Genomic DNA, 14,664 nt, shown 5'->3' with positions numbered 1-14,664 from the left:
AACCGTGACGGGAGTCAACGACAACTCCCCGGTGATCACCTCCAACGGTGGTGGTGCGACGGCTTCGATCAATGTGGCGGAGAACACCACGGCGGTCACGACAGTGGCGGCGACCGATGCAGATCTACCAGCGCAGACGCTGAGCTACACGATCCTGAATACGGCCGGGACGGACTTCAGCAAGTTCTCGATCAGTTCGAGTGGGGTGCTGACGTTCAATTCGGCGCCCGATTACGAGAATCCCCAGGATATCGGTGGCACCGACGGCGACAACGCCTACGTTGTGGACGTTCAGGTGGCCGACGGCAATGGCGGAACCGACACGCAGACCATTACGGTAAACGTGCAGAACGTCGTTGAGACGCCAGTTGATACCGTGGCTCCAACAGTGACTTCCATTACTGCGTCCCCAATGTTAGGGAACAACGATAGCGGCAAAATAACCATCACGTTCAGTGAAGCTGTGATTAACTTCGATATCAGTGATTTCAGTGTCACCGCAGGCCGCGGAACCCTCAGCAACTTCTCCGGTAGCGGCAATACTTACACAGTGGATTTCACAAGAGCAGCCGGCAATGGATCTAATGGATCTGTAAAAGCCAGCGTTACAAACACCTACACGGACTTGGCTGGTAATACGGGTGTTGCGTTCACCTCTAGCGCAAATCTCCCGGCAGGTGTGGCTGGCGAACCCATCAATCTAGCCCTCAACGTTCCGTCGGCCGATATCAGCGGCCCAATAAGGGTGGCCATCAGCGGTGTTCCCTCGGGATGGACGTTCAATGCAGGAACCGACAACGGCGACGGCACCTGGACAGTGCAGACTAGCGATCCCGACGCATTGACTGTGACAACTCCAAGCGAATTCGCCGGTGCGTTGGTGCTTGATGTCAACATGTACTGGACCAACGCCGACGGCAGCATTGGAAATGCCTTTGTGTCCGACAACGTCGAAGCCTACGCCCCCGGCTCGCCGATCTTCGCATTGTCAGCGGACGACAACCTGACCGGCTCGTCCGGTGCCGACACCTTCGTCTTCGCCCATCCGATCGGCAACAACGTCATTTACAGCTTCGATGCGACGGCGGACAGGATTGACTTGATCGGCTTCACGGGCGTCAACGATTTTGCGGATGTGAGTATCGTCAACGACGCGAACGGCAATGCCGTGCTCAGCATCAGCGCCGACCAGACGATCACTGTCAAGGGCGTGGATGCGGCGGCGTTGAGCGCGGCCAACTTACTGTTCGATGTGGACCCGGTCACGACCAATACGGGCACCATCACCATTGCCGACGGCGCGATCATGCCGTTCGGTGGCAGCATCGACAACAGCGGCACCATAGAGCTCGGCTCCACCGGCAGCGGGACCGATCTCGAGATTCTGTTCCGTGGCGCGACGTTGAGCGGTGGCGGGCACGTGGTTCTGTCCGACAGCGCGCAGAACGTGATCTTCGGTGGCAGCGCGGACACGGTGCTCACCAATGCCGACAACACCATCTCGGGTGCCGGCCAGTTGGGAGCGGGGCAGATGATGCTGGTCAACTCGGGTCTGATCCTTGCCAGCGGCGTCAACTCGCTGGTGATCGATACCGGTAGTAGCGCCGTGACTAACTCTGGTGTGCTGCAAGCCAGCGGCAGCGGCAGCGGCGGATTGGTGATTGAAAGTACGCTCGTCAACAGCGGCAGCCTTTGGGCGAACGATGGCAACATCACCGTCAACGCAGATGCCAGTGGCGGGGGGAGCGCGACTATCAGCGGTTCGGCGATACTGGAGTTCGGTGCTGCCTCCGATCAGCATGTGACGTTCGACAGCGGTGCAGCTGGCACGCTCAAGCTCGATGTGTCGACGGCGTTCAGTGGCAGCGTCAGCGGTTTTACCGCAGGTGACAAGCTGGACTTTGGCGATGTTGCGTTCGGCGCCAATACGCAGATCACCTATGCAGCGAATGACACAGGCATCGGCGGCATGCTGAGCGTGAGCGACGGTGCGCATGTGGCGCATCTCGCGATGAATGGCCAATACGCGGCGGCGGGTTTGCAGGCGAACGCCGAGGGCAGCGGAAGTGAGCTGGCCTACGATGCAGCGGCGGCTAACCATACGATGCTGGGCGGCCAGGCCAACGACATTCTGGTCGGTGGAGCGGGTGACGATCTGTTCTTCGGCGGGCTGGGCAACGACACGCTCAATGGCGGCTTCGGCAACGACACCTTCATGTTTGCTGCGGCAGGCTTCGGCAACGACTCGATCCAGGACTTCGATATCGATCCGGCCGCAGGGCAGGACTTGCTCAATATCGCAGGGCTGGGGATCAGCAGCGAGACGTTCGCTGCCAACGTGAGCATTGCGGCTGACGGGGCGGACACGGTGATCGGGATCGGAGCGGACACTATTCGTCTTGTCGGTGTTAGCAGTGCAGGCATCGATCAGGCGGACTTTATCCTGATGACATGATGCTTTTGCTGCTGGCCGCACGTTGCTACGGGGTTGCAGACCCCATCGCGAACAAATCCGCGATGGGGTCTGTGGGCGGTAAAGTACTGGTTGCGGCGGCCTTTGCAGCGGGAACTTCAGGGTACTGGCCAGGTCAATTGGGGCCCTGTATCGCAGATGCCGAGCATCGCTTTGGCCTGTTTTACTTCAGTGCCTTCCGAGATCAGTCGAGTTCGCCCCCCTGATGCCAACCAAGAGTTTTCTGCCGGGCCTCATCCTCGTGTTCTGCGCCGTCGCGTCGTTTTGTTCCGTCGCTGCCGAGCGGAGAGCGCCCGCGCAAAGCAACAGCGCATCAACCACCCTGATCGAAACCGCCTCGCGGCAGTATGAAAATGGCCAACTGGACCAGGCCGCTGCCACGCTTGAGCGTGCCCTGCATATCCAGCCGAACAATCCCGCGACGCTGCATTACCTCGGTGTGTTGCGTCTTCAGCAGGGGCAGTACCAGCAGGCTGAAACCCTGGCGGCGCGCTCGAACATGCGGGTTGGTCGCAACGTCGAGTTGCGCAACCGCAACTTCCAGTTGATCCAGGCGGCGCAGCAGGCCCAGGCTTCGGGTACCCCACCCAATGCCAAAGAGGACCTGGCCGCAGCACAGAAGGGGCTGCAAGAGGAGGCTCAAAGGCGCCGCGAAGCGGAAATGGCCGTTGCTGAACAATCCACTCCGGACACTGGGCGCGACACTGGCAACTTCGCTAGCGCAGAGACAGGTCGGGATTCGGATGCGCCGACGACTGGCAGAGCCAGGCCCGAAGGAAAATTGCAAATGGCTAATGTCGAACCAGAGCCCGCGTACGGTGAGGTTGAGATCCCCCGCGGACATTTACCGCCGCCGGGTAAATGCCGAATCTGGTTTCCTGATCGCCCGCCGGGGCATCAGCCTGCACCCGGTAAATGCAAGAAACTGCGATATCGGGTTCCGTCAGGAGCCTACCTGGTGCACGGTTGAGTTTCTGAGTCTCCACTCCTGGCTAGGGGGCTGTCCGTCGCGAAGAGCTGCAAACGACTGTGATCGGAACAAAGCTACCTGCCGAAAACGGTACCAAATGCGGACTGACCGATCGTCACCAATTGGATCAAAGCCAATACAGGAGCGCAATGGTATACAACCAGCCGATGCTGAGGGTGATAGTCAGGTAGACCACCACGAGCACCAGAGAGTGATTCCACATGACACTGACCTCCCATAACCACGGTTTGAGGCGCGTCAGGGGCGTCTGATAAACCGAGTAAACCTAGATCAGGCCCGTACTACCGCATCCGCACTGCTCCTGAATCGGCGGGCACTTCACCGTGCCAAACGAACAGAACACACAGCAGTCACCGGGGTTCGGGCGTAACAGGGTTTTGCAACTGCCACATTCGTAGAAAAACTGACAGGCATCGGTGGGCATGGCTTCGCGCTTGGCGAAACCGCAATGCGGGCAGGTCAACACGGATTCGAGGATGACGGCGCTCATGGTTGCCTCACTTGTGAACGGTGGAGGGATAACCCGCCTTCGTCGTCGCCTTGGTCAACGCTTCAGGATCGGCTGTATTGGGGGCATAGGTGACGATGGCCATTTTCTCCGCGAAATTGACCTTGACGGTACTCACGCCGGACAACGGCTCCAGCGAACTCTTGACCGTGATCGGACAGACCGGGCAGGTCGTGTTCTGAACGTCGAGCCTGACGGTTTCCGCTGGAGCCTGAGCCATCGTTTTCTCCATTAAACTGATCTAACCCAGGGTCACTTTACACTCCGTACCTGGGTACAGAATCAAGGGGCGTGTGATGGCGACAGGGCTGAGTATCGGCAAGTTGGCGGCAGCTGCCGGGGTGAACATCGAGACTATTCGCTATTACCAGCGACGCGGCTTGCTGGATGAACCGCCAAAGCCGCTCAGTGGTTATCGGCACTATCTACCGGAGCAGGTCAAGCGGTTGCGCTTCATCAAGAGGGCGCAGGCGCTGGGGTTCACGCTGGATGAGGTGGGCATACTGCTGAAACTGGATGCGGCTTGCACTTGCCGCGAGACCCGGGCACTGGCCGTGCACAAGCTGGCCCTGATCGAGCTAAAGATGGCTGACCTTGCCGCACTGCGGCAGGTACTGGGCGGACTGGTTCAGGAGTGCGATGCAGGCGCCGGCGGGGCCGCTTGCCCTATCATCGATGTGCTGAACAGGGAGTAATGCCTGGTTGCAGGGCATCATGCACAAGTGTCAGGCCAGCAACCCGTGCAGTGCAATCGTAAGGCCGCTTGCCAGCGGTCAGGAATGACCGTTTCCGGCCTCTTTTTGCCTGTCGCGAGGGGCTGCTTGCGACCCTGAGCGGCCTGTCATGTCAGGCATCAATCGGTAAAAAAACAGTCACTCCCTTATAGTTACACACCTATTATGACCGGTGATTGAGCTACTCGGCCTTTTTACCGGAGGTCACGAGTTCAATCGGATCCGTTATGTAGAACAAACAGGTAGATATGCAGGGTGAGGTTCAATCTGCCTGTACCGATCAACTAAGATTTTTCGCTGGCGGATCACGTTGAGGGTAAACATGCGGAGCCTCGATTCTCTCCTTGAGCTTGGCAGCAAAGTCGTGAGCACTTTTTTCATGCCGAAACTGAACTCGTCTGATGCCAAAACATACAGACCAAAGAGCTTCGCTTTGACTGGATAGGTACTCGATTTTCACTGACATGATCATGTCTCCAGGGCGTGATCCAAGGGTTAAAAGTGGATTTCAGCGGTCTTGAGGCCCAAGTCTCGAAGCTCGGCGATCAGGTCATCCAGATGACCGAAAGACTCGACTTCCTCGTTGTCGTCAACCAGGAAATAACTTCTCCCGGCGTCCTTCTTGAAGAACACGATCCACTCCTTGGGGTTGGTCGGGTTTGCGATCACATGGGTGTCAAAGGTCACGCCTTCGGCGTGTTTGCTTTTCACAGTTTTACGATTCATGTCAGTCACCACGCTACACGCGCTCTCAAGATTCTCTATTTGCAGTGCATGCCCGACCAGCTCCATCTGAACTTTCTCTATAAACATTTCCAGCCGCCGGAAGCGGTGGATCAAGGGCATTTCAATTATCACTGTATGTTAATATTATGCACATGCATCCACTGAGGAGCTAGCCATGATTGCGATAGGTGAGGCATGGAAGGCAGGGTTGTTGGGGCGAGAGCATTGGCTCCGCAATTTGGTGTCTGGCGTGATCGTCGGGGTCGTGGCGCTCCCCCTTGCAATGGCGTTTGCCATTGCATCTGGCGTCAAGCCTGAGCAAGGCATCTACACCGCAATCATCGGTGGTCTGCTGGTTTCACTCTTTGGCGGAAGCCGCTTGCAGATTGCCGGGCCGACAGGTGCGTTCATCGTGATTCTGGCGGGGGTCACGGCCAAGCATGGTGTTGACGGTCTGCAAATCGCCACGATGATGGCGGGGGCCATGTTGTTATTGCTGGGGATGGCCCGGCTCGGTGCAATCATCAAGTTTATCCCCGATCCGGTGATCGTCGGATTCACCGCAGGCATCGGCGTGATCATCTGGGTCGGACAGTGGAAAGACTTTTTCGGTTTACCGAAGATCAGTGGAGAGCATTTCCATGAAAAGTTCTGGCATTTGCTCCAGGCGCTCCCGGATCTTCATATGGCCACGACCCTGCTGGCTGTACTTAGTCTTTTCCTGGTAATCACTGCTTCCAAAATTCCCGGACTCAAACGGGTACCTGGCCCATTAGTCGCAATGGCGGTAGCTACGGCGATTCAGTCAACCTTTCATTTCGAGGGGGTAGCCACGATTGGCAGCGCATTTGGTGGCATACCTCAAGGCCTTCCAGCGTTGAGCCTGCCTGAAATCACGCTGTCTCGCGTCATCGACTTGATCGGTCCGGCGTTCACTATCGCCATGCTTGGAGCGATCGAATCGCTGCTGTCCGCAATGGTGGCCGATGGCATGGCAGGCACTAAGCACGATTCCAATCAGGAGCTGATCGGTCAGGGAGTGGCTAATCTGGTCACGCCATTGTTTGGCGGTTTCGCAGCTACCGGAGCCATTGCCCGTACTGCAACCAATATCCGTAACGGCGGCACGAGCCCGTTGGCCGGCATTACGCACGCGGTCACGTTGGTGCTTATTATTCTGTTTCTGGCACCTCTGGCCTCAAACATCCCACTGTGCGCCCTGGCCGCCATTCTTTTCGTGGTCGCGTACAACATGAGCGAGTTGAAGCACTTCAAACGCATGGTCCAGCGGGCCCCTCGCGCAGACGTAGCTATTCTGCTCATCACTTTCAGTCTCACAGTGTTCAGTGACTTGGTGATCGCTGTGAATATCGGCGTCATCCTTGCGATGCTGCACTTCATGCGCCGCATGGCCTCATCTGTTGAGGTACAACAGGTAGTCGAGCACGAGCTTGAAGTAGAGTTGAGGGCCAATGGGCACACTCGCCTGCCGCCAGGGACATTGATTTATACGATTGAAGGGCCATTGTTCTTTGGCGCGGCTGAGACCTTCGAGCGAGTCTTGGCACAGACCCATACCGATCCACGTCTGCTGATTATTCGCTTGAAGCGTGTACCGTTTATGGATATCACTGGCTTGCAGGTGCTGGAGGAGGTCATTCAGCAACTGCACAAGCGCAATATCGTGGTGAAACTCTGCGAAGCGAACACGAAGGTGCTCAACAAGCTCGAAAGGGTGGGTATCTTGCAAGAAATCGGCACGGAGCATTACCACGCCGACTTCAACACCGCGCTGGCTAAAGCGGTCAGCCTCGCAGAGGGTCCGTCGACCCTTTAGAGGCTTGCTGCCCGTGTCAGGTTATGACTTGGTACTAGCGGCATGCTTGCTTTTGGTCGAATAGGTGGCACCGTGGGTGTCCAGGTAGTCACGAATCAGTTGACGGACCACCTGAGAAGGCGTCAGGTCTTGTGCTGCACAGAGTTCCTCGAAGGCTTTTTTCTTGACGGGATCAATGAGCACAGTGAGGCGCGCAGTCTTGCTTTCCATGGGGTATTCAATCGCTCAAGTCGCTAGATGTTAATCAAATTGTAATTGCCTTGTCCGGTGCTGTCACTGTACTGCGCGTTACTTCGACTTTACTCACAAGAAAATATTTGGCTCTCACGGTGGGTGATGAGTCGGATCTGCTTCGACTCCGCGTGGATAATCCCCATCCGCGAGGAAGGGAGCAAATTTATTCTAAGCTAGCCGACTGCCTGCAACGGGTAGACTGTGGGCAGTCACGAGCGACCGGATATGGCCGTTATCAGCCTGATGTAGATGCAGTAAGCCATAGAGAAAAGATGGGTTGAGAGAGCCTGGTGGTACAAAATTGGTACGAGCGGAATTGAAAACTGGCGTAACCCGTTGTCCTGATGCCCAAAGCCCCCCAGTTAATTATGTGGGGCGCACAACATCAAAGGTGAATCGCCGCCGCGGTCCGAAAAAGAAACCGCGGCGACCGATCGATCAGGCTGTGGGGAGCAGGCCTTTCTGTTTGGCGACATGAGTCGCCAGTGCGTCCATCAAGTCCGGGGACAGGCAGTCATAGGGCTCCAGGCCGATCGAGCGCAGGCGCTCGCGGATAGCCTTCATCTGCGTTGGCGGTGTGCCGGTTTCGATGATGGAGGACACGAACGCCGCGAATCCCGACGCAGCCCATCCGCTCTGGGGCGAAAGCTCGGTGCGACCGCTCGGGTACCCAGATCAAGAATGGTCTGCGATGACGCCTCGAGCGCGGCTAGGTCCGCGCACGGGCGAGTGTGCCGAATTCAAATGGAATCCACACACGCCCAAGGTTTTTCAGGAATGTGGAGATCGAGTAACGCCCAATACTGTGTTGCAAAGCCAGGTATCGGTGCTGACGCTTTCAGCGACTTCGAGACGATGGTCAGGGCAGAGGTTGGAGGCTGGTTTTGAAGGTAGTGACCACACGGTTACGGCCTTCGTGTTTAGCGTGATACAGGCGTTGATCGGCTGTACGCAGAATTGCCTCGATGGTGTCGCCATCGCGACCGGATTGCGATACGCCGATGCTCACTGTGACCACGGTTGACCGCTGCAGGCCATGAAAAGAACTGTTTGCAACGGTGCTTCGCAGACGCTCAGCGATTTCGTGCGCGCCTTCAAGTGAAGTCTGAGGTAGCAGTATCATGAATTCTTCCCCGCCCACTCGGGCTACACCGTCATACGGCCGGATCGAATCGAGGCATTTCTCCACGAAACTCTTCAGGATGTCATCGCCAACCTGATGCCCGAAGCGATCGTTGATGGACTTGAAATTATCCAGATCGAGTGCCAACACGGAGAACGGCGCACCGCCGCGTTTGGTCCGGCCAATTTCGGCTTCGACCCGCTCCATGAACCGACGCCGATTATCAGCGCCTGTCAGTGGATCGGTCGCCGCAAGGTGCCCGAGTTCTTGATTGGTGCGCTGGAGTTCCTGCAGGGCGCTCTCGGTATACGCCATCGCTTCGGCAAGACGCACCATCAACTCCTCCTGGCTGTAAATCTTCGAAAACGACCGCGTGGTGAGGAACGCTTGCACTACCCCATAGCTCAACATGAAAAATCCACCGGCGAAGATCGCGTGAGCGAGCCACCACATATGGTTCCACGGACGTGCAAGGATGAAGGCAAGAGAGGACAGCGCGAACGCGGTGACCGAGATGATGAAAATTGTCATCAGCGGCGATCGGATACGACGCAGCAGGAGTATTGTCACGGTCAATGTGGAAAGAACGAGGGCACCACCCTCCATCGAGAGGCGCACCGCGAGATCGCCGGCGATCGGCGAATTCGCGACGTACGCCACTGCCACGTCAACCACCAGGAACACTCCTATCCAGGTCAACCACGGGCGGGCCTTCATTCGTTGGTCCGCGGCATCAGGTGGGCGGTGGTACGACAGCAATCCGACTAACAGCAAAATCGACATGACCAGTCGAGAGGCTGGTCCATAAAGCAGGAAGAGCCAGATATTGTGGTGTGCTTGCCCGGTGAACGCACCATGCAACGCGTAGATCAGTACAAAACCGAGAAATCCAAGCGTCATCCATCGCAGCAGCGGATCTCCCGATGACTGATAGCAGCGCCACGTTACGTAAGTAACAAACGAGCCTGCCAAGGTGGCTGTCGTGATCGCAATTACATGGAACAGGTGATTCTCGAATAAAAGCGTGGGGTCCTGGAAAAAGTATAAGTAGCCAATCAGATAGGCCGGAACACACGCAAACCCTGCGAGCAGCAAGTAGGCGTAAACCTTGACCATGAGGCGAACGGCTTCAGGTGGCTCGTCGGTGGCGATGAGATTACTCATGGTTCCCTCCAGTCTTGAATCCATATAGCCAACACCGGTCCGGTGTTGGCGCCGCCTGCATGCCAACGGTCCCTCGCATCACTACGCAAATATCGAATGGACCGTTCTATGGCGTTTCAATTATGGATAAGAATTTAACTTTCTGATCAGAGTTTTTTCAGGAAGTCCAGTAGCAGCTCATTGACCTCTGTCGCGCGCTCTTGCTGTATCCAGTGGCCGGCACCTTCAAGGATATGACAGCCGCGCAGGCCCGGCAGTGTCTGCGCGAAGGCTTCGATCTGCCGCGGGGAGCCCGCAAACCTCAGCACGGCGTCGCGGCTCCCGGCAATGAACATCGACGGCTGCCGGATAATGCAATCGCGCCAAGGTGTCAGCAGTGCCCATGAGCGCGTCATGTTGCGGTACCAGTTCAAGCCACCGTGAAATCCGCTGCGGGTGAATTCACGGGTGTAGTAGGCAATATCCTCGAGGCTTAGCCAGGCTGGCAGGGTTTCGGGCTCGATCATCCCTCCCAGGAAGCCCTGGCCCGGCTGCAGTCGGCCGAACACCGGCCCATCGGGCCCGTCACCCGAGCCACTGAAGTAGATGCGTCGGATCGATGACTCGACGTCCCTTTCCAGCTCGGCCTCGGCCACACCCGGCGCCTGGAAATACTGGATGTAGAAGTCGCTGATACCCCGCGAGGCAAGCGCGCTCAGGAGCTCCACGCGCGCCGGTGGCGAGAAGGGAACACTCATGCCGACCACTGCGCGGAACAGATCGGGTCGCATCAATGCTGCGCTCCAGGCCACCTGCGCGCCCCAGTCATGGCCGACGATCACGGCTTGCTTTTCGCCAAGTGCGTTGACCAACTCGACCATGTCACCTACCAGGTGGAGCGTGGTGTAGGCGTCGGGTTCGGCCGGCGCATCTGTGCCGCCATAGCCGCGCATGTCGGGCGCTACCGCTCTGTAGCCGGCGGCCGCCAGCGCAGCAAGCTGGTTGCGCCACGAGTACCACAGCTCCGGAAAACCGTGGCATAGCAGGACCAGCGGGCCGCAACCTTGCGTTGCAATCTGCATGCGGATGCCATTGATGTCGAGCAGTTCGAGGTGTGGCTCGTTCATATGCGCTTCCTGCGATTCAAGGGATGGCCCCCAGCAACCGCGGCAGATTCGCCGCAGCCTGCTGCCTGCTGACAGAGAGGCGATGCAGCTGTACCAGTTTCTCTGTGTCGGTTTCTTGCAAGCCGCTGACCACCGCCGTCATAAAGTACAAACGCGACTGCCTGATCCAGCGGGCCAGGCCTTCATGTTCTCCCCAGCGTAGTTGGTTACCCAGGTAGACCGCCCACATTCTGATCCAGTCCGTGGGAACGTGAGGCGGGGGGACCATCGTGCAAAGCGCGTTCATTTGCGTTTGATCGGCCAGATGGCTTTCCACATAAGCGATCAAGGCCGCGCTGAACAAGGGTTGGCAGCTGCTTACCATCAACAGGTTGATCTTGCTTCCGTCGAACACCTTCATTTCAGGCAGTGACGGGATGGCACTGGCGCTGCAGTCAATGTGCAGGGCATCTGGGCTCGTGGCGATGCTGCCCTGCTCGAGCACGATGCGCGTTGACTCGAGCACTCGCACCCGCCCCAGGCGCACAATGTTGTCGATGCGTCGAAGCTCACGTAACTCCGCCTGTGTGACGGTGGCGCAGCGGTAAGCAGTGGGTTCGACGGACTTGTCCAGGCGCAGGAGCTGGCCCGCCGCCTCAAGCCTGGAGAACAGGTCCGGGATCGAGTCTGCGGCTGCGATGGCCTCAAATTGTGCCGTGAGGCCGCCGATTGTTCGTTCGAAGCCATCGAGACCGGGTTGCAAGTTGGCCCGGTCGATCAACCACGGATCGTTCGGCATGATCCAGCAGATAGCTGCGGGCGCAACACCGTTTTGCAGCAACCACAGGCAAGCGTCGATCCCGGTCTTGCCCGATCCCACCACTACGTAGCCAGAGTGTGGGTGCTGGATCTTCGGCAGGTCGTTCAGTGGCACGCACTGCACGCCGGGCTCCACCCTGTACCTGGGCAGGTGGGTCGAGGGAACTGCTGTCTGGGCATGGGTGGCGTCCACCACCTTTTTGTACACCCGAACCTGATGGTTTACGCCGCTGACGAGCGAGGTAAACCGGTGGTCGTCAATGCGGTCGCCGGTGTAGTTGCACATGGGGAAGTAACGGATCCGACCTGACGGCAGAAACTGCTGATTCATCACCTGGTCGAAGTAGCTCACCACCTCGGCGCCGGAGGCTAGTTCATACAAGCCCTCGTTCAGTGCCGTCGTGTCTTTCGTTCCGCTGCCCAGTTCCCGCGAATTGACGCCATAGAAGGCCGAGGGCTGGTGCAAACGGACAAAGGGGTAGGCATCATTCCAGTGCCCGCCAGGTCGACCGTGTCGATCCACCATCACGATGCGTACATTCGTTTCCTTGAGTAGCGTATCGACGAAGGCCATGGCCATCGCGCCAGCACCGATGATCAGGTAGTCGGTTTCGATCGGATTTGCGTCCATATGGTTGCACCTTCCTGGAGGTTGCCCCTCCTTAACCTCCGAAGATTAGCCACCAATGCCGCGCGCAATAGAACGAATGCTCCTCACCCACATAACCAATGGAGTTAATGGCTGCAGCCTGAATGTCCATACTCAAGTCGGTATGCGCGAAGAAACATCCAACTACACGGCCTCCAATTGGATCAAAGCCAATACAGGAGAGCAATGGTATACAACCAGCCGATGCAGAGGGTGATAGTCAGGTAGACAATCACGAGCATCAGGGAGCGACTCCACATGATACTTACCTCCCATAACCACGGTTTGAGGCGCTTCAGGGGCGTCTGACAAACCGAATAAACACAGGTCAATCCGTACTACAGCATCCGCGCTGCTCCTGAATCGGCGGGCACTTCACCGTGCCGAATGAACAGAACACACAGCAGTCACCGGGGTTCGGGCGTAGCAGGGTTTTGCAACTGCCACATTCGTAGAAAAACTGACAGGCATCCGTGGGCATGGCTTCCTGCTTGGCGAAACCGCAATGCGGGCAGGTCAACACGGATTCGAGGATGACGGCGCTCATGGTTGCCTCATTTATGCACGGTGGAGGGATAACCCGCCTTCGTCGTCGCCTTGGTCAACGCCTCAGGCCCCGCCGATCTGTTGAGCCATCGTTTTCTCCATTGAATCGATCTAACCCAGGGTCACTTTACACTCCGTACCTGGGTACAGAATCAAGAGGCGTGTGATGGCGACCGGGCTGAGTATCGGCAAGTTGGCGGCAGCTGCCGGGGTGAACATCGAGACTATTCGCTATTACCAGCGACGCGGCTTGCTGGATGAACCGCCAAAGCCGCTCAGTGGTTATCGGCACTATCTACCGGAGCAGGTCAAGCGGTTGCGCTTCATCAAGAGGGCGCAGGCGCTGGGGTTCACGCTGGATGAGGTGGGCATACTGCTGAGCCCATGGCCAACGCAGCGCAATGTGGTCTTCGCTGGGCAATGCCAGTGGCCTGTTCTGCCTGTCGGCGGCTGCGATGCTGGGGTTGGGGGCGCTGCTTGCCAGCTCCGAAGGGTTGTTCAACATGGTAAAGATCGTCGGCGCCGGGTATCTGTTCTACCTGGGGGTGAGGCAGTTGCTCAACAAGACGCCGCTGCTGGCTGAAGGCATTCAGGAGGGGCAGAGCCTGCGGCCCACACGACTAAAACTGTACAGATCAGCATTTTTTACCGCGCTCTCCAACCCCAAGGCGACTCTGTTTTTTACGGCGTTATTTCCGCAGTTCATCGATCAAGGCGCAGCCCTGTTCCCACAATTTCTGATCCTGACCGCGATATTTATGGCGCTCTCGGTGTCGTCGTTGAGCCTGTATGCCGCGCTGGCCTCGCGTGCCAAGGGCGTGCTGGTACGACCCGAGTGGTCCCGCTGGGTTAGTCGGGTGGTGGGGGTCACGTTCATCGGATTTGGTGCTGCGATACTCGCTATACGTAGGCAGTCGGCCTAAGACATGAGTGCTGATGAATGGCCGCTATTGGCTGTCACGAAGGGCTGCTGTTGGCCGCTTTCTGCCTGTCGCGAAGGACTGAAAACGACCGACTCTGGTGAAAAAGTGGCTCCCCTGTCGCGCCTGCGGTATTGGCGATCGGGTGAATTTCGAGTTCCGGTCTGAGGGTGCAAAAGCCACGGTTGTGTCCATTGAGAAGGTGAAATAATCACGAGACGCTTATCCCCTTCCCACAAGATGTAGGTTGGAAGGGGGGGTAGCTATCGAGCGAGCCCGTTTGCAGGCTGTTGATGGTTACGTTGCAACTGGCGATGTTGTCTTGCCGGGCGAGTCCCGCGATGAACCCCGTCAGTCCGCTGTGCGCACCGTCCGTCAGACCAGACCCTAGATGGGTGATTTGACGGCGCTCAATGTGATGTTGATGATTCGAATTCAGCGAAGTTTTCGGCAATAGCAGTAAACAAATTTCTGGAGGGTTCCGAACGGAGTGTGATGTTTTTCCTTTTCATGCCCGAGCAATTCGAAAGGTGCACCAAACTCAGAGTGCAATTCGTCCGCGCTATAACGCCTCACAGGTAAACCGCTGCATTGGGTAGGCCCATCTTCTGCAAACGTGGCAACAATTACGTATCCACCAGGCTTTACAGATGTTAGTACTTTTTCGATATACGCCTGTCGCTCATCTGCAGTTGCAAGAAAGTGGAACACGGCTCGGTCGTGCCAGACATCATAGGTCTGAGGCGCAAGCGATACCCGAGTGACATCCCCCTCAATCCAGATGACTTTTTCTGCCTACTGCCCAAGCGGTGTTTTGCTGTGGCAAGCGCTGAAGCAGAGAGGTCAAGAACACTC

The 14,664-nt window shown here is 57.4% G+C and carries 13 protein-coding genes and 4 pseudogenes; 6 read left to right on the top strand and 11 right to left on the bottom strand.

The features are described from left to right. Both VC35_RS29790 and VC35_RS29250 read left to right on the top strand, forming a co-directional pair. The coding region (locus VC35_RS29790; protein WP_259674445.1) for a beta strand repeat-containing protein at positions 1-2,455 on the top strand (2,455 nt) is incomplete at its 5' end. 223 nt (positions 2,456-2,678) lie between these two features. Beyond that, entirely contained in the window at positions 2,679-3,443 is a 765-nt protein-coding gene (locus VC35_RS29250; RefSeq protein ID WP_080925385.1) for a tetratricopeptide repeat protein, read from the top strand. Positions 3,444-3,729: 286 nt separating this feature from the next. Here VC35_RS29250 and VC35_RS24540 read toward each other — a convergent pair whose 3' ends face one another. Together VC35_RS24540 and VC35_RS24535 are read right to left on the bottom strand one after the other, a co-directional pair. Continuing rightward, complete coding sequence (locus tag VC35_RS24540; RefSeq protein ID WP_046043121.1) at positions 3,730-3,954, bottom strand: GDCCVxC domain-containing (seleno)protein; 225 nt, start codon at positions 3,952-3,954, stop codon at positions 3,730-3,732. Between the two features lie 7 nt (positions 3,955-3,961). Beyond that, positions 3,962-4,192: a heavy-metal-associated domain-containing protein gene (locus VC35_RS24535; RefSeq protein ID WP_080925384.1), complete on the bottom strand. Its 231-nt coding sequence runs from the start codon at positions 4,190-4,192 to the stop codon at positions 3,962-3,964. 76 nt (positions 4,193-4,268) lie between these two features. Here VC35_RS24535 and merR point away from each other — a divergent pair, with 76 nt between their 5' ends. Further along, complete coding sequence (gene merR / locus VC35_RS24530) at positions 4,269-4,667, top strand: Hg(II)-responsive transcriptional regulator (protein ID WP_046043119.1); 399 nt, start codon at positions 4,269-4,271, stop codon at positions 4,665-4,667. A 534-nt stretch (positions 4,668-5,201) separates the two neighbouring features. Here merR and VC35_RS24525 read toward each other — a convergent pair. Continuing rightward, entirely contained in the window at positions 5,202-5,432 is a 231-nt protein-coding gene (locus VC35_RS24525; RefSeq protein WP_046043128.1) for a hypothetical protein, read from the bottom strand. Positions 5,433-5,607: 175 nt separating this feature from the next. On the opposite strand from VC35_RS24525, the gene VC35_RS24520 reads away from it, so the two are divergent. Then, complete coding sequence (locus VC35_RS24520) at positions 5,608-7,269, top strand: SulP family inorganic anion transporter (protein ID WP_046043118.1); 1,662 nt, start codon at positions 5,608-5,610, stop codon at positions 7,267-7,269. Positions 7,270-7,290: 21 nt separating this feature from the next. Here the strand turns inward: VC35_RS24520 and VC35_RS24515 are convergent, their stop codons facing one another. From VC35_RS24515 to VC35_RS24490, 6 genes and pseudogenes are all read right to left on the bottom strand, one after another. Continuing rightward, complete coding sequence (locus VC35_RS24515) at positions 7,291-7,479, bottom strand: ribbon-helix-helix protein, CopG family (protein ID WP_046043116.1); 189 nt, start codon at positions 7,477-7,479, stop codon at positions 7,291-7,293. 462 nt (positions 7,480-7,941) lie between these two features. Further along, positions 7,942-8,157, bottom strand: a pseudogene (locus VC35_RS24510) (S-(hydroxymethyl)glutathione synthase); the annotation flags it as partial. Positions 8,158-8,362: 205 nt separating this feature from the next. Beyond that, entirely contained in the window at positions 8,363-9,790 is a 1,428-nt protein-coding gene (locus VC35_RS24505; protein ID WP_046043115.1) for a GGDEF domain-containing protein, read from the bottom strand. A gap of 146 nt (positions 9,791-9,936) precedes the next feature. Further along, positions 9,937-10,896, bottom strand: a complete 960-nt coding sequence (locus VC35_RS24500) for an alpha/beta fold hydrolase (protein WP_046043113.1) — start codon at positions 10,894-10,896, stop codon at positions 9,937-9,939. A 16-nt stretch (positions 10,897-10,912) separates the two neighbouring features. Then, the gene (locus VC35_RS24495) at positions 10,913-12,325 is read right to left on the bottom strand and encodes an FAD/NAD(P)-binding protein (RefSeq protein ID WP_046043111.1); all 1,413 of its coding nucleotides are present in this window, start codon (positions 12,323-12,325) and stop codon (positions 10,913-10,915) included. 346 nt (positions 12,326-12,671) lie between these two features. After that, positions 12,672-12,890 carry a GDCCVxC domain-containing (seleno)protein gene (locus VC35_RS24490; protein WP_046043110.1) on the bottom strand — a complete coding sequence of 73 codons (219 nt, stop codon included), beginning with the start codon at positions 12,888-12,890 and terminating at the stop codon, positions 12,672-12,674. Between the two features lie 165 nt (positions 12,891-13,055). On the opposite strand from VC35_RS24490, the pseudogene VC35_RS29245 reads away from it, so the two are divergent. Both VC35_RS29245 and VC35_RS24485 read left to right on the top strand, forming a co-directional pair. Further along, positions 13,056-13,271: pseudogene (locus VC35_RS29245) on the top strand (MerR family transcriptional regulator); the annotation flags it as partial. Then, a pseudogene (locus VC35_RS24485) lies at positions 13,270-13,812 on the top strand (LysE family translocator); the annotation flags it as partial. The pseudogenes VC35_RS29245 and VC35_RS24485, both read left to right, overlap by 2 nt. A 259-nt stretch (positions 13,813-14,071) precedes the next feature. Here VC35_RS24485 and VC35_RS30235 read toward each other — a convergent pair. Together VC35_RS30235 and VC35_RS29235 are read right to left on the bottom strand one after the other, a co-directional pair. Beyond that, positions 14,072-14,241: pseudogene (locus VC35_RS30235) on the bottom strand (SDR family oxidoreductase); the annotation flags it as partial. 3 nt (positions 14,242-14,244) lie between these two features. Continuing rightward, positions 14,245-14,586 carry a class I SAM-dependent methyltransferase gene (locus VC35_RS29235; RefSeq protein ID WP_223466439.1) on the bottom strand — a complete coding sequence of 114 codons (342 nt, stop codon included), beginning with the start codon at positions 14,584-14,586 and terminating at the stop codon, positions 14,245-14,247. Positions 14,587-14,664 lie beyond the last annotated feature (78 nt).

It is taken from the genome of Pseudomonas fluorescens (assembly GCF_000967965.1).
Taxonomy (GTDB): domain Bacteria; phylum Pseudomonadota; class Gammaproteobacteria; order Pseudomonadales; family Pseudomonadaceae; genus Aquipseudomonas; species Aquipseudomonas grandcourensis.
The sequence above is the reverse complement of the archived record's forward strand: the minus strand, read 5'-3'. Positions and strand labels throughout refer to the sequence as shown.

What these genes read in the sequence shown, in the direction of transcription:
- VC35_RS24505 (WP_046043115.1), bottom strand. Translation starts at nt 9,790, where the DNA reads ATGAGTAATCTCATCGCCACCGACGAGCCACCTGAAGCCGTTCGCCTC.
- VC35_RS24520 (WP_046043118.1), top strand. Translation starts at nt 5,608, where the DNA reads ATGATTGCGATAGGTGAGGCATGGAAGGCAGGGTTGTTGGGGCGAGAG.
- VC35_RS24540 (WP_046043121.1), bottom strand. Translation starts at nt 3,954, where the DNA reads ATGAGCGCCGTCATCCTCGAATCCGTGTTGACCTGCCCGCATTGCGGT.
- VC35_RS29250 (WP_080925385.1), top strand. Translation starts at nt 2,679, where the DNA reads ATGCCAACCAAGAGTTTTCTGCCGGGCCTCATCCTCGTGTTCTGCGCC.
- VC35_RS24515 (WP_046043116.1), bottom strand. Translation starts at nt 7,479, where the DNA reads ATGGAAAGCAAGACTGCGCGCCTCACTGTGCTCATTGATCCCGTCAAG.
- VC35_RS24525 (WP_046043128.1), bottom strand. Translation starts at nt 5,432, where the DNA reads ATGAATCGTAAAACTGTGAAAAGCAAACACGCCGAAGGCGTGACCTTT.
- VC35_RS24500 (WP_046043113.1), bottom strand. Translation starts at nt 10,896, where the DNA reads ATGAACGAGCCACACCTCGAACTGCTCGACATCAATGGCATCCGCATG.
- VC35_RS24490 (WP_046043110.1), bottom strand. Translation starts at nt 12,890, where the DNA reads ATGAGCGCCGTCATCCTCGAATCCGTGTTGACCTGCCCGCATTGCGGT.
- merR (WP_046043119.1), top strand. Translation starts at nt 4,269, where the DNA reads ATGGCGACAGGGCTGAGTATCGGCAAGTTGGCGGCAGCTGCCGGGGTG.
- VC35_RS24495 (WP_046043111.1), bottom strand. Translation starts at nt 12,325, where the DNA reads ATGGACGCAAATCCGATCGAAACCGACTACCTGATCATCGGTGCTGGC.
- VC35_RS24535 (WP_080925384.1), bottom strand. Translation starts at nt 4,192, where the DNA reads ATGGCTCAGGCTCCAGCGGAAACCGTCAGGCTCGACGTTCAGAACACG.